The organism is Pseudomonas frederiksbergensis, assembly GCF_001874645.1.
Taxonomy (GTDB): domain Bacteria; phylum Pseudomonadota; class Gammaproteobacteria; order Pseudomonadales; family Pseudomonadaceae; genus Aquipseudomonas; species Aquipseudomonas frederiksbergensis_B.
The window spans coordinates 4,516,332-4,532,855 of the sequence record NZ_CP017886.1 but is presented as its reverse complement, the minus strand read 5'-3'; the positions used below and the strand labels follow the sequence as shown (position 1 = coordinate 4,532,855).

At 57.9% G+C, this 16,524-nt stretch carries 25 protein-coding genes; 18 read left to right on the top strand and 7 right to left on the bottom strand.

The window, feature by feature from the left end; all coding sequences use genetic code 11:
• Positions 1-173 precede the first annotated feature (173 nt).
• On the top strand, positions 174-1,181 hold the full coding sequence (gene yejK / locus BLL42_RS21715; protein WP_071554050.1) for a nucleoid-associated protein YejK: 1,008 nt from the start codon (positions 174-176) through the stop codon (positions 1,179-1,181).
• A 68-nt stretch (positions 1,182-1,249) separates the two neighbouring features.
• Here yejK and BLL42_RS21710 read toward each other — a convergent pair whose 3' ends face one another.
• Together BLL42_RS21710 and BLL42_RS21705 are read right to left on the bottom strand one after the other, a co-directional pair.
• Positions 1,250-1,462: a hypothetical protein gene (locus BLL42_RS21710; protein ID WP_129586971.1), complete on the bottom strand. Its 213-nt coding sequence runs from the start codon at positions 1,460-1,462 to the stop codon at positions 1,250-1,252.
• Between the two features lie 81 nt (positions 1,463-1,543).
• Positions 1,544-1,756, bottom strand: coding sequence for a hypothetical protein (locus tag BLL42_RS21705; protein WP_071554046.1), 213 nt, complete (start codon positions 1,754-1,756; stop codon positions 1,544-1,546).
• 101 nt (positions 1,757-1,857) lie between these two features.
• Here BLL42_RS21705 and BLL42_RS30555 point away from each other — a divergent pair, with 101 nt between their 5' ends.
• Both BLL42_RS30555 and BLL42_RS30550 read left to right on the top strand, forming a co-directional pair.
• Positions 1,858-2,037, top strand: coding sequence for a hypothetical protein (locus BLL42_RS30555; protein ID WP_071554044.1), 180 nt, complete (start codon positions 1,858-1,860; stop codon positions 2,035-2,037).
• Positions 2,034-2,246 (top strand): hypothetical protein, encoded by a 213-nt coding sequence (locus tag BLL42_RS30550; RefSeq protein WP_071554043.1) that lies wholly within the window; start codon positions 2,034-2,036, stop codon positions 2,244-2,246. Before BLL42_RS30555 ends, BLL42_RS30550 begins: the two co-directional genes overlap by 4 nt.
• Before the next feature lie 84 nt (positions 2,247-2,330).
• Here the strand turns inward: BLL42_RS30550 and BLL42_RS21690 are convergent, their stop codons facing one another.
• Entirely contained in the window at positions 2,331-2,579 is a 249-nt protein-coding gene (locus BLL42_RS21690) for a hypothetical protein (RefSeq protein ID WP_071554041.1), read from the bottom strand.
• Positions 2,580-2,663: 84 nt separating this feature from the next.
• Here BLL42_RS21690 and BLL42_RS21685 point away from each other — a divergent pair, with 84 nt between their 5' ends.
• The gene (locus BLL42_RS21685; RefSeq protein ID WP_071554039.1) at positions 2,664-4,397 is read left to right on the top strand and encodes a DNA cytosine methyltransferase; all 1,734 of its coding nucleotides are present in this window, start codon (positions 2,664-2,666) and stop codon (positions 4,395-4,397) included.
• Positions 4,398-4,719: 322 nt separating this feature from the next.
• Here the strand turns inward: BLL42_RS21685 and BLL42_RS21680 are convergent, their stop codons facing one another.
• From BLL42_RS21680 to BLL42_RS21670, 3 genes are all read right to left on the bottom strand, one after another.
• Positions 4,720-5,025 carry a hypothetical protein gene (locus tag BLL42_RS21680; protein WP_129586970.1) on the bottom strand — a complete coding sequence of 102 codons (306 nt, stop codon included), beginning with the start codon at positions 5,023-5,025 and terminating at the stop codon, positions 4,720-4,722.
• 25 nt (positions 5,026-5,050) lie between these two features.
• Positions 5,051-5,284: a hypothetical protein gene (locus BLL42_RS21675; protein ID WP_071554035.1), complete on the bottom strand. Its 234-nt coding sequence runs from the start codon at positions 5,282-5,284 to the stop codon at positions 5,051-5,053.
• 97 nt (positions 5,285-5,381) lie between these two features.
• Positions 5,382-5,651 carry a hypothetical protein gene (locus tag BLL42_RS21670; protein ID WP_071554034.1) on the bottom strand — a complete coding sequence of 90 codons (270 nt, stop codon included), beginning with the start codon at positions 5,649-5,651 and terminating at the stop codon, positions 5,382-5,384.
• 51 nt (positions 5,652-5,702) lie between these two features.
• Between BLL42_RS21670 and BLL42_RS21665 the strand changes: the two genes are divergently transcribed.
• The 11 genes from BLL42_RS21665 to BLL42_RS21620 all read left to right on the top strand — a co-directional run bounded on the left by BLL42_RS21665 (position 5,703) and on the right by BLL42_RS21620 (position 13,015).
• The gene (locus tag BLL42_RS21665) at positions 5,703-6,326 is read left to right on the top strand and encodes a hypothetical protein (protein ID WP_071554032.1); all 624 of its coding nucleotides are present in this window, start codon (positions 5,703-5,705) and stop codon (positions 6,324-6,326) included.
• Positions 6,323-6,742 (top strand): hypothetical protein, encoded by a 420-nt coding sequence (locus BLL42_RS21660; protein ID WP_071554030.1) that lies wholly within the window; start codon positions 6,323-6,325, stop codon positions 6,740-6,742. The genes BLL42_RS21665 and BLL42_RS21660 overlap by 4 nt, the downstream gene beginning before the upstream one ends.
• Positions 6,739-6,918, top strand: a complete 180-nt coding sequence (locus tag BLL42_RS21655) for a hypothetical protein (protein WP_071554028.1) — start codon at positions 6,739-6,741, stop codon at positions 6,916-6,918. The genes BLL42_RS21660 and BLL42_RS21655 overlap by 4 nt, the downstream gene beginning before the upstream one ends.
• A 53-nt stretch (positions 6,919-6,971) precedes the next feature.
• A complete protein-coding gene (locus tag BLL42_RS21650) occupies positions 6,972-7,295 on the top strand; it encodes a hypothetical protein (RefSeq protein ID WP_408004004.1) in 324 nt (107 codons plus the stop codon).
• Between the two features lie 46 nt (positions 7,296-7,341).
• Complete coding sequence (locus BLL42_RS30065) at positions 7,342-7,515, top strand: hypothetical protein (RefSeq protein ID WP_161492351.1); 174 nt, start codon at positions 7,342-7,344, stop codon at positions 7,513-7,515.
• A 51-nt stretch (positions 7,516-7,566) separates the two neighbouring features.
• Positions 7,567-8,106 carry a hypothetical protein gene (locus BLL42_RS30260; protein WP_071554024.1) on the top strand — a complete coding sequence of 180 codons (540 nt, stop codon included), beginning with the start codon at positions 7,567-7,569 and terminating at the stop codon, positions 8,104-8,106.
• A 222-nt stretch (positions 8,107-8,328) separates the two neighbouring features.
• The gene (locus BLL42_RS21640; RefSeq protein WP_071554022.1) at positions 8,329-9,534 is read left to right on the top strand and encodes a site-specific integrase; all 1,206 of its coding nucleotides are present in this window, start codon (positions 8,329-8,331) and stop codon (positions 9,532-9,534) included.
• A 22-nt stretch (positions 9,535-9,556) separates the two neighbouring features.
• Positions 9,557-10,102, top strand: coding sequence for a GTP cyclohydrolase I FolE (gene folE, locus BLL42_RS21635; protein WP_071554020.1), 546 nt, complete (start codon positions 9,557-9,559; stop codon positions 10,100-10,102).
• Between the two features lie 101 nt (positions 10,103-10,203).
• Entirely contained in the window at positions 10,204-10,575 is a 372-nt protein-coding gene (locus BLL42_RS21630; protein WP_071554018.1) for a glutathione S-transferase N-terminal domain-containing protein, read from the top strand.
• Positions 10,576-10,973: 398 nt separating this feature from the next.
• Positions 10,974-12,323 carry an NCS2 family permease gene (locus BLL42_RS21625; protein WP_071554015.1) on the top strand — a complete coding sequence of 450 codons (1,350 nt, stop codon included), beginning with the start codon at positions 10,974-10,976 and terminating at the stop codon, positions 12,321-12,323.
• 65 nt (positions 12,324-12,388) lie between these two features.
• Positions 12,389-13,015: a LysE family translocator gene (locus tag BLL42_RS21620; RefSeq protein WP_071554013.1), complete on the top strand. Its 627-nt coding sequence runs from the start codon at positions 12,389-12,391 to the stop codon at positions 13,013-13,015.
• Between the two features lie 184 nt (positions 13,016-13,199).
• Here BLL42_RS21620 and uraH read toward each other — a convergent pair whose 3' ends face one another.
• Positions 13,200-13,553 (bottom strand): hydroxyisourate hydrolase, encoded by a 354-nt coding sequence (uraH, locus tag BLL42_RS21615; RefSeq protein WP_071554012.1) that lies wholly within the window; start codon positions 13,551-13,553, stop codon positions 13,200-13,202.
• A 436-nt stretch (positions 13,554-13,989) separates the two neighbouring features.
• Here uraH and puuE point away from each other — a divergent pair, with 436 nt between their 5' ends.
• From puuE to alc, 3 genes are all read left to right on the top strand, one after another.
• A complete protein-coding gene (puuE, locus tag BLL42_RS21610) occupies positions 13,990-14,916 on the top strand; it encodes an allantoinase PuuE (RefSeq protein ID WP_071554010.1) in 927 nt (308 codons plus the stop codon).
• Positions 14,913-15,428 carry a 2-oxo-4-hydroxy-4-carboxy-5-ureidoimidazoline decarboxylase gene (uraD, locus tag BLL42_RS21605; RefSeq protein WP_071554008.1) on the top strand — a complete coding sequence of 172 codons (516 nt, stop codon included), beginning with the start codon at positions 14,913-14,915 and terminating at the stop codon, positions 15,426-15,428. The genes puuE and uraD overlap by 4 nt, the downstream gene beginning before the upstream one ends.
• A gap of 90 nt (positions 15,429-15,518) precedes the next feature.
• Entirely contained in the window at positions 15,519-16,514 is a 996-nt protein-coding gene (gene alc / locus BLL42_RS21600; protein ID WP_071554006.1) for an allantoicase, read from the top strand.
• The last annotated feature ends 10 nt before the right edge of the window (positions 16,515-16,524 follow it).

The following is a 16,524-nucleotide window of genomic DNA, read 5'->3' as shown; positions in this document are numbered from 1 at the left end:
GCAGCCCGCCAGAACAGCGAGCAGGCCCAAGGTAATGATATTGAATTTCATATGAGTCCCTTCGAGCAGCGGCCATTGAGATTTAGCCCAAAGCTTAGACCAACCAGGAATACACCACCCACCCCGCTGTCGCATCCGGTCACGGAGGGCGGCGCCTACCCGAGGTAATCGCAATGCCTGTTCTCCACAGCATCATCCATAAGATCGACAAGAAGCCCGACGGCAGCCCAGCTGTCCTGCACTACAGCGGTGCCGAATTGGTCGAGAGCCAAGCCCGCGACGAGCTGATCAACCAGTTCAACGAAAGCTACAACGCCAAGGCCGGCAAGGCCTGGGGGTTCTTTCATGCCGAATCTGGCGCCTTTCCCTTCAGTGGATGGCTCAGCAAATACCTGGCCGGCAACGATGGCTTCGTTTCCTTCAGCGACAACGCCGTCGAGCATCTGACGAAGCTGATGGAAGAGTCGAACCTTTCGGTCGGCGGCAATGCCCTGTTCTGCCACTACCGGCAAGGCATGACCGACTACTTGATCATTGGCCTGATGCAGGAAACCGAAGCGGTTGTGATGACCGACGTACTGACGCTGCGGCCAGTTCGACGCCTGGATCTGGATCACATCCATCTGGCCGCCCGAATCAACCTCAGCGAGTGGAAGAGTAACCCGGCGTCACGGCAGTACATATCGTTCATTAAGGGCAAGAATGGCCGCAAAGCGAGCGATTACTTCCGAGACTTCATCGGCTGCCAAGAAGGCGTAGACGGCCCGGGCGAAACTCGAACCCTGCTCAAGGCGTTCAGCGACTTCGTGGAAAGAGAAGACCTGGGGGAAGAGTCGGCCCGCGAGAAGACTCACGCGTTGGTCAGCTACTCCATGGCCCAGTCCAAGATCGGCGAGCCCATCACCCTGGATGAGCTGTCGGAACTGATTGACGAAGATCAGCCGAAGGCGTTCGCCGACTTCATCCGCAACAAAGACTACGGCCTGTCACCCACCATCCCCGCCGACAAGAAGACCCTGAACAAATTCAGGCGCTTCACCGGTCGCGCCGAGGGCCTGTCGATCAGCTTCGAGCAGCACCTGCTCGGCTCCAAGATCGAGTTCGATGCAGACGGCGGCACGCTGATGTTGCGTGGTCTGCCAACCCAACTCACCGATCAGCTCAAGCGCGCTGCCGCCTGACATTCGCCTCAACGCCGCACTCTGGACTGAGGGCGGCGCCTGACTAGATAAAAAGGTTGGCGTCAGTCCTACTGGGTAACTTCCCCGCGATTGTTCTCCTGGAACTCCCAACCTTCTTTATATGCGTCTGTTGCTTGGTTCTGTAGCACCCAAAACCTTTGATATACATCGTCATCCCCAAGGTCTGGGTTGCTGGCCATAAAGTCGGCAACTACCTTGTTCTTGGCCTCCAGCTCATCGTTAAAACGGCGAATTTGCTCGTAGTAATCATGAATATTCAAAAGTACTTCTCCTTGATCCTGCCCCATGCCGGTCACCGCCTATAGCCCGAGCCGCCACGTCAATAGCAATTACAGCCTGACTTACGCCAAAGCTGTTAGCGCGCCAGCGTGAAACTCGTCCAAAGCCCTGATCGAATTCGTCACGTGAGGATGTTGGACCCAGCGGTAAATTGCATTACCCAGGAGGCCAGCCTTCGCCCGCTCTAGGATCTCGTCGGTGTCGACACCTGCCTTCATTGCTTCAGCCATGAAAGCTATGCACGCCTGTCTGTACGCGACTTCTTCATCTGTCATCTCGCTCTCCTTGATCCGGCCCCATGCCGGGACATCAACCAATAGCCCACAAACTCAAATCACGCCAGCCGGCGAGGCAGGCTCCTGACTGGAGATAACCCATGAGCACGTTTGCCGTATTCGGAATGACCCGTGATGTCGCCATGACTGAAGCCAAGAGGACAGTCAAAACCACCCGGCCTGATCCGAAGAATATTGGCCAGTACATCGAGTTGTCGGTTGATGATTGGCTCTACAAGGTCGGCCAGCGCGCCGATCAGATCATGGGGGGGGCAAGGTGAGGCAGCTCAGCCCGCTATTCGACGCGCCACAGTACGCCCAGCAGTTCATTGAGTTGGCCCGCAAGACCCTGAAGTGTCGCGATATGCACATCAGGGCCAAGGCAGTGCTGGTCGACGCCCAGGGCGAGCCGATCATCAACCCGAAGACGAAGGCTCCGAAGGTTGGGTTTACGGAGTGGCCACCGGTGAAGGTTGAGCTGGCGGCCTGACCTCCGGAATATCGGCATCGACCGTCAGCGAGAATCCGCGCCCACCCTCACCTTTGACGCTTAGCGATGAGGCGGCACTACAACTCAATACTCCCAATGATCATCAATGAAGCGCTCAGCCGCTTTAATTCCCAGCTCTAAGGCTTCCTTTTCACTACCCCAGTTTTTTCGAAGGTTTTCGAAGATCACCAATTCACCTGAAGTCTGGGTTGCTGGGCAGATTACTACGCTTGTTGGAATGTTCGATCCTTTAGTCCAGCCGAAAGCGAGTATCAGTCTTTCTTTCTTGTACTCGTGAATGTGTGCAGTGGGCCGGTCAACCTTAATTCCCATCTTAGTCTCCTTGATCCGGCCTCATGCCGGGGCCTTAACCAATAGCCCACAAACCCTCTTCACGCCAGCCGGCGAGGATCCCCTATGTCCGCTTTCCAGAGCCAGGCACCGAAACAGATTACCTATGGCTCGGTCTGCTCGGGCATCGAAGCCGCGACCATGGCCTGGCATCCACTCGGCATGCGCGCCACTTGGTTCGCCGAGATTGAGCCCTTCCCCAGTGCGGTGCTGGCCAACCACTACCCCAACACGCCGAACCTCGGCGACATGACCCGGCTCGGCGCCCAGGTGCTGGCCGGCAAGATTTCAGCGCCTGACGTGCTGGTAGGTGGAACACCGTGCCAGGCCTTCAGCGTCGCCGGCATGCGCCAGGGGATGCTCGATCCCCGAGGCGCCCTCACCATCAAATACGTGGAGCTTGCAGATGCAACTGACTATGTTCGCGCCAGCCGAGGTGAGCCCGCCTCCGTTGTCGTTTGGGAAAACGTCCCCGGCGTCCTCAGTGACAAAGGGAACGCCTTCGGATGCTTTCTTGGCGCGCTTGCTGGGGAAGACTGCGAATTGCAGCCTTCAGGGAAGAAATGGACAGACGCTGGTTGTGTGTATGGACCCAAAAGAACAATCGCGTGGCGGGTCCTGGACGCCCAATATTTCGGCTTGGCCCAACGACGCCGTCGTGTGTTCGTTGTCGCAAGTGCTCGAGACGGATTCGATCCCACCGAGGTACTTTTTGAGCGAGAAGGCGTGCGCCGGGATACTGCGCCGCGCCGAGGCGAGGGGCAAGACGTTACCGGAACAGCTCCTTTCGGCCCTGCGCTCCAGTGCGGATGCGGGTACGTCTTCGGCGAAGAACTCGGAGCGTACGGCTGCATGAACTGCGAGGGCGACGAAGGCCCGGCGGTGACGATGTTCGGCGGCATCCCGGCCTTCGGCGCCGGCAAAGCTTCTGGCTCGGTCGAGCGATCAGGCACCCTCACCCATCATGGTGGCCGGCAGGACTTTGAAAGCGAGACGTTCTTTGTCGCGCCGACACTCGCTGGCGGTGGTCGCAAGTCTGGAGGGTACTCGCTCGACGACATCCCTATTACCGCGCCGGCACTTCGGGCGCAGGCTCAGTGCAGCCATCGTGCCGACTCTGAGGCCTTCATCGTGGCCGGCACGCTCAACGCAAACGGCAAGGCGGCCGGCAGCGCCACTCAGCAGGACGCGGAATCAGGCTTGCTCGTTGTGCATGGCACGCAAGACCCTGGCGTCAGTAGCTCCACCGCATTCGCGCTTGGGCGAAACAACGGTCAGGAAAATGCGGTTCTCGCCTTCAGTTGCAAGGATCACGGCGCAGATGCCGGGGCAATATCACCAACTCTACGAGCCATGAACCACTCTGGCAGCCATGCCAACGCCGGCGGCCAAGTTGCGGTGTGCATCACCGGCGATATCACCCACACACTGAAAGCCGACGGCAGCGAGGACGGCACGGGTCGCGGACAGCCTATTGTCGCGGCATTTGCCGAGAACTCCCGAGCCGAATTGCGTTACGAGGATGGAGACGGCGGCATTACCGGTTCGCTCAGCGGAGGCGGTGGAAAGGCTGGCCAAGGCATGCCCTCGGCTCAGGTCGGAGCTTCTGTCCGCCGCCTAATCCCCCGCGAGTGCGAACGCCTCCAAGGGATGCCCGACGACTACACGCTGATCCCTTGGCGCGGCAAGCCTGCCGAGGACTGTCCTGACGGCCCGCGCTACAAGGCGATAGGAAATTCCAAAGCCATAACCGTGGTCCGCTGGCTCGGGATTCGGATCTTGCGACAGATTGAAGCCTGACCGATGTAAGTCCCGGCATGAGCCTTCCCGTTTCAGAGAAGGCTCATCGTACCGCCTCTTATTTTCCGTTCTCGTTACTGGTTAAGGATTCAGGTATCGAAGGATTTCATTGATCAGCGTGATTGCCGCGCTGAGCAAGACCACCCACTCCGTAAGCTTCGCCATACATTTTCTCCGTGGGGACTTTCCCACTCGGAAATGCAGAACGCAGACTTATAAACCTCCAACACAACTCCCTCCACCGCCCGGGCATGACCCGGCATAGGACGCTCCATGCCCAAAGAAAACCAAATCACCCGCCCGCGCCGTCTTGCTTTAAGGATTAGACAGGCGTGATGACAAATAGCTGATGAATGTTGATATCGACCGGCGTTATCCACGGAGACTGCTTGTTCTCGGCGCGCATCGCCAAATAAGCCCTGGTGCGTTCAACGTGCAACTTTTGCTCCCTTATCGATATTTCATCGACCAACTCTTTCGGGATGCCGTAGTACCCGCATTCCGGACAGTCCATCTCCACAAAATGGCCTGCCGACAATAGCTCTATCGCTGTAGCCCCACAGATTAGACACGCCATTTGCAGCACTCTTTGTGGATGAAATTTCAACTGAAGCAGAACCCAGGCCAAGGATATCCCCATGCCCACAGAAAACCTATAGGCCGCGCTCCGACACCATCCTCGCACCCAGCTCCCGGCCAGCTACCTGCGCCAGCCCACGATCAGGGTAAGTCTGGTCACCAGCAACAACCGGAATCACCACCCCATCAACGCGCTTCACCTCGACGTTGATTCGCCAGACCTCCTGGCCGCTCTCCAGCGTTTCGCACTCCATATAGTTCCAGAGCCGAAGTCCTTCGTGCTCGTCATAAATATCGTGCTTAGTCATGTGGTGATCCTTTTGCGGTGACCGCATCGTAGCACCTCATGAGGATTGGCCATGGAGTCCACTGAAAACCCGCCCTGAAGGCCGCAGCGGGATCCACTCAGCACCCGCAAGGATAGAAGGAGGCGGCCACCTGAAAGCCCATCGTTACAGCGGCAAGCACTGCCGCTGCGCTGTTCCATTTGCCTTGAAGCTTCAGGGTTGCAATGACGTCATGTCCATCTGAACTGATTTGCGCGTCATCAAATGTACTACCGGCAGCTCGAGTCGTCGCGTTCTCGGTTTTAACTTTGGAGGCTGCCGAGCAGACCCAACATATAGCCGACAGCGCTCCAGCAATCATCGAAAGAACAGTGAAAGCCTGATTCATAAAAACCTCATTCCATTAAATCGCCCGATCATACGGCGGATAGGTCTCCCCATGCCCACAGAAAACAAACCGGCCGAGCCGATTCCGAGCTTGGCAACCGGCCACGACCTCAACAAATCAACCTGGGCCGACTTCGTTCAGCGCCTTCGCCATGACTGCGATGGGGCTGGCGTGAAATGGCACCACACTGCCGCCGCGCTGTTCACCGTCCAGACCAAGCGAATCGACTACGGCTTTGACATTGATTATGCCGAAGGCCGAGTCGTGTGCCTTGAGGATCGTTCATGGTTCAGCCCAAATGAATACTGGGGCGACCTGGACGAAAATGAGCAAGGGGAATTGAACGATCAAGTCATGACTGACCGGGAATGCAGCTTCCTCGACCTCGATGAGGACGACCAATGGGAAATCCTAAGCGAGCTGGACAGCCACACAGTCACCGGCTGGAACAAGCGCTGGGAGATCGTGAACAGCCATTTCACCAAGGATGCCGCAGAGGCATTCATCCGCCGCAAGAAACACGACTACGGCGAAATGCGCGTCTACGTCGAATCCCAGTATTACGCCTGGGAGTTCGAAGCCATCAAAGCGGCGATCCTCGACGGCACGCTGTCCTACACGCCGAAGCCGGTTGTGAATGCCCATGATCTGGTATCGATGGAGATTGCAGGATGAGCGAAGAACCAAAGCGCTACCCAATAGACGCACCGACATCCTATGCCTACGGAGTCGGTACGGACGATCACATCGAACGCAGCAATGGCGCCCTGTACGTCCACCTGAACGGAAAACGGGCAAAGCTGATCGGTCTCCAATCGCTCGACTTTCTGATTGGTCAGTTCGAGCTGATCCGCTCGGAGGTGTTTGTCGCCGAGCCAGCCGCGGATCACCAAGGCGAGCCGATGGCGGATGAGCGCACCGAGTTTGAAAAGGCCTACTCAATTCCAGGAGGCGTTTACTACAGCGCCGATCTGGACGCGTACCGCTCGATGAATGGTCGCGCGCATGAGCGTGAGCATGCGATCGACACGACCAATATTTTTGCAGGCTGGAGACTTGCCAAGGCAGCACTCGCAGGAGAAAAGCCGTGAGGCGCTTCATTCGTCGCAAGTTCGAAGCCAGGCTGATCCTGCTGGCTGCGAACATCCTGAGCGGCCGCAATGTGCACCGCTCCGCCGTCGTATCTCGCCGCGACAACAACGACATGTACGGCATGGCCGAGCAACTCGAAGCCATCGCCAAGCGCATCAGCACGAACTACCCGTAACTCCCTCCCCCTTCAAAGTCAGCCGCTATAGCGGCAAAGGACAGGTATTGCCAATGGAAACGATAAAACTGATTCAGCCAGCCCCCGTCGTGCGCGACGAAAACGGCATGTACCAACACCCAGACATGCCCGACTTTGACGAGGGCGACGGCGAAAAATGCAAGGAGTGGATCTCTGAGCAGGCCCTGGCCGTGGCAATGGTCAGCCTTGAATACGCTGACGAAGCGATTGCCGACCGTTACTTTGAAGCCGGCGACCCTGACTGCATCTACTGGGAGCCTGATCGCCCAGATGGCGAAGACTGGTTCTGCCTGGCGATCCATGACACCGACGATGGCCCGGTCTGCTGGTGGGCACGCCGTGAGGTGACTCCATGATCGCCCTCGCCTACATGGCCTGGCTCATCTACACGGGGCCACGGTGATGAACTACTGGTTCGTGCTAAGCCTTATCACCGCGCTCCTGGCACTGATCCTGATCGGCCTCACCATGTTCCTCAATGAAGACCTGATGTTCCTCGCCTCCCTCGCGACAGGCATTTCGGTCTATCTAGATCATCTGGGTATCGAGAAATCGTTCCGAGACTTCCGCTCCTAACCCTCACCCCAACTCAACAGCCTGCCGGCGAACGGCGGGCGAGGAATTCCTATGTCCGCAACAGAACGCTTTCACGAAGTAGCGAACGACTCATTGGTTCGCATCAGCGAGCACCTTTGGCCGGGCGCCAAGCTTGCTCTGGTGGTTTACGAGCCTGGAAAGCCCAAGCTCGACATCGTCCTCAAGGATCAAGGCATCGACCTCAACGAGGTATTGAGCACCCTGCGGCGCGCGGGGCTGAGCATCGACGGCGACAACGCCTACAAGCGCGACTTGCTTGATTCAGTTGTTGGCTCACTGGCCCTCGGCGCACAAAACAGCAACGCACCGCCAGCCGGCCACTGGGGACAAAGACTCTGGGATATCGGACGCGAGGAGCGAGCACAGACCGTGGGGCTGCTGAAAGCACTCATGAAATTGACCGGGGTTGCCGGCGAATGCGAGCAAATCGCCAGCAACTACAGCGGCACCATCGACGGAGTTTCTGAGCACGGCGGCGACGACCACGAAGATCCAAGCTGCGCGATCTTTCATCGCCTGTATTACGCGATGTTTGATGCGCGCGCCGCCATCGCCAAAGCCACCCAATAACCACCTTCTGCCGCCACGTGCGGCATGGAGCATCACTATGGCAGCAGCCGAACAGTTACCAGAAGAGTACCTATCCGACAAAGTCCCCGAGAAGAACTTCGCGGAAATGGTCGGAACTACTCGCAGAGCCCTTCAGGGCAAGCGCGCTCGGGGAGTTATCCCTTTCGGCGTATGGAATGAATTCGATGGTCAGGTCTACTACAGCATCAGGAGATACGAGGAATGGCTAGAAAGCCTGTGGGACTGCCCGCCGGAGTTGAATTTGCGGGCCAGTCAGTCCGGATTCGCTTTACCTGGAAGTTCAGGCGCTGCGAGACCCTCGCCTATCCCCAAACGCCAAAGGGCATCAAAGCGGCCGCTGATCTACGCGCTACAGTAACCAGCCTGATAAAGCACGGCGTGATGGATGACCAGCGTTACGCCGAGCTGTTCCCGAATTCGACCTACTCGACTTACTCGCCCACCCCCCTGTTTGGGGAGTACGCACAAACCTGGCTGGATGGTCGGGAGGTAGTCGACGGAACCCGCAAAAACTACCGGATATCCCTCAACCTTTATTGGATGCCGGTATTGGCGCCGATTCCCGTTGATCAGATCACGTCGGCCTTGCTGCGCAAGATCGTCAGCGAGACGCCATGGAAGTCATCGACGGTCAAGCGGTCGGCGATTCAGCGCCTCACCACGCTATTTGAAACGGCGGTAAAGGACGAACTAATCACCCGCAACCCGGCCAACTCGATTGAGCTACCAGTGAAAGCGAAGAAAGCCGTGGACCCCTTTACTGTTGCAGAGGCTGATTCGATTGTTGGGCACCTATATAAGGTGCTGACCGGTTCAATGCGGATTTACGCGGCCTATTTTGAGTTCGCGTTCTATACCGGAATGCGGCCAGGGGAGATAGCGGCGCTGCGCTGGGATGAGGTGGATCAGGAGGGGCGAGTCGCCAACGTGTGCAGGATTGTGGCTGATTACAAGATCGAGGAGCGCACGAAAACACGCGAGACGCGGCGAGTCATGCTGAACAGCAGGGCGTTGAATGCCATTGAGGTGGCCGCCGAAGTGGGGAAATTACGGGCATCGCAAAGTCGTAGGCACCACAAGAAGTCGCCCTACGTGTTCCCGCCGACCAAGAACTTTGAGTTCATCCAGCAGGCCAGCGTCACGGACAAACACTTCAAGGCGGCCCTGACTGATTTGAAGATCCGTGCCCGACGGCAATACAACTGCCGGCACACCTACGCTACTATGTGCCTAATGGCAGGCATGAACCTCGGGTTCATCGCGAATCAGCTCGGCCATAGTGTGCAAATGCTACTGTCGACCTATGCCCGGTGGATCAACTCCAGCGAAGACTGGAGCGAACTCGGGAAGCTGGAACAAAGCCTGAATGGTACAAAATTGGTACAGACTGAAACCGTACCCCTCTAGAACCCATACGGAATAACGCTCTGTGACATTGGAACAGAATTACACGGCGATCCTCGGCCAGCTTGGCGAAGACGCCACCCGCGAAGGTCTGCTCGACACGCCAAAGCGTGCCGCCAAAGCCATGCAGTACCTTTGCCGCGGTTATGAGCAGACGCTCGAAGAAGTCACCAACGGTGCCTTGTTCAGCTCCGACAACAGCGAAATGGTGCTGGTCAAGAACATCGAGCTCTACTCGTTGTGCGAACACCATTTGCTGCCATTCATCGGCAAGGCCCACGTTGCCTATATCCCGAGTGGCAAGGTCCTGGGCCTGTCGAAAGTCGCGCGGATCGTCGACATGTACGCCCGCCGCCTGCAGATCCAGGAAAACCTCAGCCGGCAGATCGCCGAAGCGGTCCAGCAAGTGACTGGCGCCCTGGGCGTGGCTGTGGTGATCGAAGCCCAGCACATGTGCATGATGATGCGCGGTGTAGAGAAACAGAACTCGTCGATGATCACCTCGGTGATGCTCGGCGAGTTCCGAGAAAACGCGGCGACCCGCAGCGAGTTTCTCAGCCTGATCAAGTAATCCGCAGCACGAAGAAAACCGGCACTCATCGCCGGTTTTTTTTCGCCTGTGAAAAATCAGGTAAGCTGCGCGCCTTTCCTATCGCCTGTGAGGCTTACATCGTGTTCGTTAAAGCGCTTCGTGTCGGCCTCGGCCAGTTGATCATCTTCATCGACTTCCTCACCCGCCCGAGCAAAAAGAAGCGCCCCGCCGCCGCTCAAGCCCAGGTCGAAAACGCAGCGAAAGGCCTGACGCTGTATCAGTTCCACGCCTGCCCGTTCTGCGTGAAAACCCGTCGCACCCTGCGCCGCCTGAATGTACCGGTGGCTCTGCGTGATGCGAAGAACAACGAACAGGATCGCCAAACCCTGCTGGAGCAAGGCGGCAAGATCAAAGTGCCGTGCCTGCGCATTGAAGAAAACGGCCAGACCACCTGGATGTATGAATCCAAGGTGATCATCGATTATCTGGATAAGCGGTTTGCGGCCGCTTAAGCCCGAACGATAAATCCGAGACAAAAAGGAACCGGCCCATTTTGGCCGGTTTCTTTTTACCTGCCCTGCCCTGCCCTCACGCGGCCTGAGCAGCCTGTGCCTGACGTGCATCCCGCGACGCTCTGCGTCGCATTCGACAGCGGACGCGGAGCGTCCATGGCGGCATTCCTTTGCTGTGCATGGGAACGATTATCCGCAGGCGATATATCCCTATTACCAACATTTCCGTCTACAAAATCAAAAACATTATTTGCTTTATTTGTATACAAAAGCATAATCCGTTTCGTGCGAGTTCCTGACCAATCGGTCAACAAATTCGCAAGTACCTCAAAGAGCCGCTGCCCACCTCATGTGTCCGGCTCTGGAAATAACAATAAAACTCTTGAGGAGTACTCGCTGTGGAAAGCCGCAAATCCGAAGCCTCGACGCTGGAACTCTCGCCGCCGTTACGCAATGGCTGGCTGGAGCGCATTTTTAAACTCAGCGTGCATGGCACCACGGTGAGGACCGAGCTGATCGCAGGTATTACAACCTTCATCACCATGGCCTACATCATCTTCGTCAACCCCAACATCATGGCGGACGCCGGGATCGATCACGGCGCAGCCTTCGTTGCGACCTGCATCGCCGCTGCACTCGGTTGCCTGTTGATGGGTCTGTACGCCAACTGGCCGGTTGGCCTCGCGCCAGGCATGGGCTTGAACGCCTTCTTTACCTACACCGTAGTTGGCACCATGGGCTACCACTGGGAAGCTGCGCTGGGCGCGGTGTTCATTTCCGGTGTGTTGTTCATGTTCCTGACCCTGTCACACGTTCGGGAATGGCTGCTCAACAGCATTCCATTGAGTTTGCGCTTTGCCATGGGCGCGGGCGTCGGCTTGTTCCTGGGGATCATCGGCCTGAAAACCGCCGGCATCATCGTCGCCAGCCCGGCCACGCTGATCAAACTCGGCTCCCTGCGTGAGCCTGGCCCGCTGCTGGCCGCTGTCTGTTTCCTGATGATTGCAGTACTCAGTTACCACCGCGTGTTCGGTGCGATCCTGATCAGCATCATCACCGTGACCCTCGCCGGTTGGGGCCTGGGCCTGGTGCACTACAGCGGCATCATGTCGACGCCGCCGAGCCTGGCACCGACCTGGATGGCCATGGACATTGCCGGCGTGTTCAACGTCAGCATGATCAGCGTGGTGCTGGCTTTCCTCTTCGTGCACATGTTCGACACCGCCGGGACCCTGATGGGTGTGGCGCAACGGGCGGGTCTGGTAGGCGAAGACGGGAAAATCGAAAACCTCTCCCGCGCGCTGAAAGCTGACAGCGCTTCGAGCGTGTTCGGTGCGATGGTCGGCGTACCCCCCGTCACCAGCTACGTGGAAAGTGCTGCCGGTGTGGCCGCCGGTGGTCGTACCGGTCTTACCGCGGTGACCGTAGGTGTGCTATTCATTGCCGCGATGTTCTTCGCGCCGCTGGCTGGCATGATCCCCGCTTACGCGACTGCGGGTGCGCTGATTTACGTGGCCATGCTGATGATGAGCGGCCTGGAGCACATCAAGTGGAGTGAACCCACCGACAGCATTCCGGCGATCGTCACGGCCATCATGATGCCGCTGACCTTCTCGGTTGCCGACGGCATCGCTCTGGGTTTTATCACCTACGTGGTGCTCAAGGCCGGTACGGGTAAACACAAGGAAATTTCCATCAGTCTTTGGGTCCTCTGCGCAATCTTTATCGCCAAGTTCATTTTCTTGTAAGCGTTACGCGTTTCAAATCAGCCCCACCCCGTCGGGTGGGGCTTTTGCACACATGGAGGAAAGTGATGAGTCTGGAAACCTGGCTGCTGTTCAGCGGCGCTGCACTGGTGGTGATCCTGATCCCGGGGCCACTGTCGCTGCTGATGATCAGCAACAGTCTGAATTTCGGTTTGCGCCGTTCTTACCCGGCCTTTCTGGGGGGCGTGCTTGCCTCGATCTGCCTGCTCAGTGCTTCGGCCCTGGGGCTGGGTGCGTTGTTACTGGCTTCGGAGCAACTCTTCAGTGCGCTGAAGATTGTCGGTGCGTTGTACCTGTTCTACCTTGCCTGGCAGAGCTGGCAGCAATCGCGTCAGCCTTCCCTCGGCGCCGAAGTGCCTCAGGCTGCGCCAGTGCCGCGCTTTCGTGCACTGTTCGGACGCGCGTTTGTGCTGGGCGCGAGCAACCCGAAAGACATTCTGTTCTTCGCCGCTTTCCTGCCGCAATTTTTGAGTGCCGAGCAACCGTTTCTGCCGCAGTTGCTGGTGATGATTGCGACCTGGACGGTGCTCGACCTGTGCTGCAAGCTGGCTTACGGCCTCGGCGCGCATGGTGCGGCTCGGTATCTGCGCAGCGGCAAGGGCCAGAGCTGGTTTAACCGGATCAGTGCCGGGTTGTTCAGTGGCGCAGGGGCTGCATCCTTGTTGAGCCGTTAAGGTAAAACAAGATTAAAAGATCGCAGCTTTCGGCAGCTCCTACGCGGATCGATGCCTGCTTGTAGGAGCTGCCGAAGGCTGCGATCTTTTCCACAGGCGAAAAAAAGCCCGCAGTGTGAGCGGGCGAAAGACCAAAGAAGCTATATGCGCAGTCGCTTCTATGTGGAGGAAGCTGCTTGGGGAATCAGCTTCCTCGATACGTTGAATAGCTGTACGGCGAAATCAACAAAGGCACATGGTAGTGATCCTGTTCCGCAGAGATGCCGAACCGCAGCACCACCACATCCAGAAAGGCCGGCTCCGGCAGTTGTACACCGCGCGCACGGTAGTAATCACCGGCATGAAATTGCAGCTGATAGACCCCGGTGCGGTAGTCATCCCCTTGCAACAAAGGTGCGTCGCAACGGCCGTCGCTGTTGGTCAGTGCACTGGCGACCAATTCCAGCTGCGAACCCTCAACGCGGTACAACTCGACCTTGATCGAGCTGCCCGGGCAACCGTGTGCTGCGTCCAAAACGTGTGTAGTCAAACGTCCCATTGATTCTGCGCGTCCGCCTGCGTTTGCAGCAGCCAGACCTCGCACCTCCCGGAGTCAGTTAAAAAGGAGACCGCCGCTTTTCGGAGCACGAAAAGCGGCGGCGAGCGACCGATTAAGACACTTTTTAAAAAAATTGTACACAATAAAAACGACATTCCTACCGCCACCCCCGCCTTTCAGGGATTCTCGACGAAACTCACGCCGAACCATAAGATCAGTGAACCTTCCATCCATTAGCTGACCACTCAGGCAGGTTTCTTGCAGTACCCTTCAAAGATGACAATTGATGAAAAATGCAAAAAATCAGGCTTACAAAGTGAATATAAAGTTGTATACAATCAGCCCATCGCTGTGACGCCAGCCTGCCACCTCACCTTCAGGCCGCCACACACCCCTTATCGCGAATAAGCAACCCCGAACAAGAAGGAAGACTGCAGTGAGCGATGACTACCCACGCGACCTGATCGGTTACGGCAGTAACCCTCCCCATCCACACTGGCCGGGCAATGCCCGCATCGCCTTATCCTTTGTGCTCAATTACGAGGAAGGCGGCGAGCGCAACATCCTGCACGGCGATAAAGAGTCGGAAGCCTTCCTTTCGGAAATGGTCTCGGCGCAGCCGCTGCAAGGCGAGCGCAACATGAGTATGGAGTCGCTGTACGAGTATGGCAGCCGTGCTGGCGTCTGGCGGGTCCTCAAGCTGTTCAAGGAATTCGACATCCCGCTGACCGTCTTCGCCGTGGCGATGGCCGCCCAGCGTCACCCGGACGTGATCCGCGCCATGGTTCAAGCCGGCCACGAGATCTGCAGTCACGGCTATCGCTGGATCGACTACCAGTACATGGACGAAGCGCAAGAGCGCGAGCACCTGCTCGAAGCGATCCGCATCCTCACCGAAATCAGCGGCGAGCGCCCACTGGGCTGGTACACCGGCCGCACCGGGCCGAACACCCGCCGTTTGGTGATGGAAGAAGGCGGTTTCCTGTACGACTGCGACACCTACGACGATGATCTGCCGTACTGGGAACCGAATAACCCGACCGGCAAACCACACTTGGTGATCCCGTACACCCTGGACACCAATGACATGCGCTTCACCCAGGTTCAGGGCTTCAACAAGGGCGACGATTTCTACCAGTACCTCAAGGACGCGTTCGACGTGCTTTACGCCGAAGGTGCCGAATCGCCAAAAATGCTTTCCATCGGTTTGCACTGCCGCCTGATCGGCCGCCCTGCCCGCCTGGCCGCATTGAAGCGTTTTATCGAATACGCCAAGAGCCATGAGCAGGTCTGGTTCAGCCGCCGGGTCGATATCGCCCGTCACTGGCACGAAACCCATCCGTACCCAGGGGCTTCGAAATGACTACCTTCCAAACCTTGAAACCATCGACCCTGAGCCGCGACGCTTTCGTCGAAGCCTTTGCCGACATCTACGAACATTCGCCATGGGTCGCCGAAAAGGCTTTCGACCTGGGCCAGGACGCGGCGATCAACGAGATCGAAACCCTGCACCAGCGCATGAGCGACATCCTGTTGAGTGCCGATCACGCCAGCCAATTGGCACTGATCAACGCTCACCCGGACCTGGCAGGCAAAGCCGCCGTCCAGGGCCAACTTACCGAAGCCAGCACGAATGAACAGGCTGGCGCCGGTATTCACCAATGCTCGAGCGAGGAGTTTCAGCGCTTCACCGAGCTGAACGACGCCTACAAAGCCAAGTTCAAGTTTCCCTTCATCATGGCGGTAAAAGGCAGCAACCGGCATCAGATCCTCGCAGCGTTCGAAACGCGCATTCACCATTCGGTCGACACCGAATTCAAGTGCGCGCTGGCGGAGATCAACAAGATCGCCCTGTTCCGATTACTGACTCTTTAGCGAACCTGGCCTGAGCTGACTCAAGAACGCCGAGACAGCACAGAGCCTTGCAAGCATCCCAAGCCACTTTATTAAAGGCAGACTAGAAGAATGAAAGCTTACGCCGTATCTTTCGAGAAGTTCGTCAACCTGGCCGACGCCCGTCTGGGCACCAAAATCATCTCAGTCACCGATGACTGGTTCGCTGATGCCAACCGCCTGTTCCAGCCGACCCCGGCCGTGTGGAAAGAAGGCGTGTTCGATGACAACGGCAAGTGGATGGATGGCTGGGAGTCGCGCCGCAAGCGCTTCGAAGGCTACGACAGCGCCGTGATCCGCCTCGGCGTGCCGGGCTCGATCAAGGGCGTGGACATCGACACCTCATTCTTCACCGGCAACTTCCCGCCGTCCGCTTCCCTGGAAGCCTGCTTCGTGGCCTCCGGCGAGCCGACCGAAACCACCCAGTGGGTTGAAGTACTGTCGGCTGTCGAGCTGCAAGGCAACAGCCACCACTTCCACGAAATCCACAACGACCAGGCCTTCAGCCACCTGCGCTTCAACATCTACCCGGACGGCGGTGTCGCCCGTCTGCGCGTGTACGGCATTCCGTTCCGCGACTGGTCGGCCGTGGGCGACAACGAGCAAGTGGACCTGGCTGCCGCCCTGAACGGCGGTCGCGCCCTGGCCTGCTCCGATGAACACTTCGGTCGCATGAGCAACATCCTCAACCCGGGCCGTGGCATCAACATGGGCGATGGCTGGGAAACCGCCCGTCGTCGCACCCCGGGCAATGACTGGGTGATCGTCGCGCTGGGCCACCCAGGCGAGATCGAAAAAATCATCGTCGACACCCTGCACTTCAAGGGCAACTACCCGGACACCTGCTCGATCCAGGGCGCGTTCGTCAAGGGCGGCACCGACAGCCAGATCGAAACCCAATCGCTGTTCTGGCGCGAACTGCTGCCGGCGCAGAAACTGGAAATGCACGCCGAACACACCTTCGCCGAGCAGATCAAAGCCCTGGGCCCGATCACCCACATCCGCCTGAACGTGTTCCCGGACGGTGGCGTGAGTCGCCTGCGCGTACTGGGCAAGGTCGCGAAGTAATGCTGAGACC

What these genes read in the sequence shown, in the direction of transcription:
- yejK (WP_071554050.1), top strand. Translation starts at nt 174, where the DNA reads ATGCCTGTTCTCCACAGCATCATCCATAAGATCGACAAGAAGCCCGAC.
- BLL42_RS21705 (WP_071554046.1), bottom strand. Translation starts at nt 1,756, where the DNA reads ATGACAGATGAAGAAGTCGCGTACAGACAGGCGTGCATAGCTTTCATG.
- BLL42_RS30555 (WP_071554044.1), top strand. Translation starts at nt 1,858, where the DNA reads ATGAGCACGTTTGCCGTATTCGGAATGACCCGTGATGTCGCCATGACT.
- BLL42_RS21690 (WP_071554041.1), bottom strand. Translation starts at nt 2,579, where the DNA reads ATGGGAATTAAGGTTGACCGGCCCACTGCACACATTCACGAGTACAAG.
- BLL42_RS21685 (WP_071554039.1), top strand. Translation starts at nt 2,664, where the DNA reads ATGTCCGCTTTCCAGAGCCAGGCACCGAAACAGATTACCTATGGCTCG.
- BLL42_RS21675 (WP_071554035.1), bottom strand. Translation starts at nt 5,284, where the DNA reads ATGACTAAGCACGATATTTATGACGAGCACGAAGGACTTCGGCTCTGG.
- BLL42_RS21670 (WP_071554034.1), bottom strand. Translation starts at nt 5,651, where the DNA reads ATGAATCAGGCTTTCACTGTTCTTTCGATGATTGCTGGAGCGCTGTCG.
- BLL42_RS21665 (WP_071554032.1), top strand. Translation starts at nt 5,703, where the DNA reads ATGCCCACAGAAAACAAACCGGCCGAGCCGATTCCGAGCTTGGCAACC.
- BLL42_RS21660 (WP_071554030.1), top strand. Translation starts at nt 6,323, where the DNA reads ATGAGCGAAGAACCAAAGCGCTACCCAATAGACGCACCGACATCCTAT.
- BLL42_RS21650 (WP_408004004.1), top strand. Translation starts at nt 6,972, where the DNA reads ATGGAAACGATAAAACTGATTCAGCCAGCCCCCGTCGTGCGCGACGAA.
- BLL42_RS30065 (WP_161492351.1), top strand. Translation starts at nt 7,342, where the DNA reads ATGAACTACTGGTTCGTGCTAAGCCTTATCACCGCGCTCCTGGCACTG.
- BLL42_RS30260 (WP_071554024.1), top strand. Translation starts at nt 7,567, where the DNA reads ATGTCCGCAACAGAACGCTTTCACGAAGTAGCGAACGACTCATTGGTT.
- BLL42_RS21640 (WP_071554022.1), top strand. Translation starts at nt 8,329, where the DNA reads ATGGCTAGAAAGCCTGTGGGACTGCCCGCCGGAGTTGAATTTGCGGGC.
- BLL42_RS21620 (WP_071554013.1), top strand. Translation starts at nt 12,389, where the DNA reads ATGAGTCTGGAAACCTGGCTGCTGTTCAGCGGCGCTGCACTGGTGGTG.
- uraH (WP_071554012.1), bottom strand. Translation starts at nt 13,553, where the DNA reads ATGGGACGTTTGACTACACACGTTTTGGACGCAGCACACGGTTGCCCG.
- uraD (WP_071554008.1), top strand. Translation starts at nt 14,913, where the DNA reads ATGACTACCTTCCAAACCTTGAAACCATCGACCCTGAGCCGCGACGCT.
- alc (WP_071554006.1), top strand. Translation starts at nt 15,519, where the DNA reads ATGAAAGCTTACGCCGTATCTTTCGAGAAGTTCGTCAACCTGGCCGAC.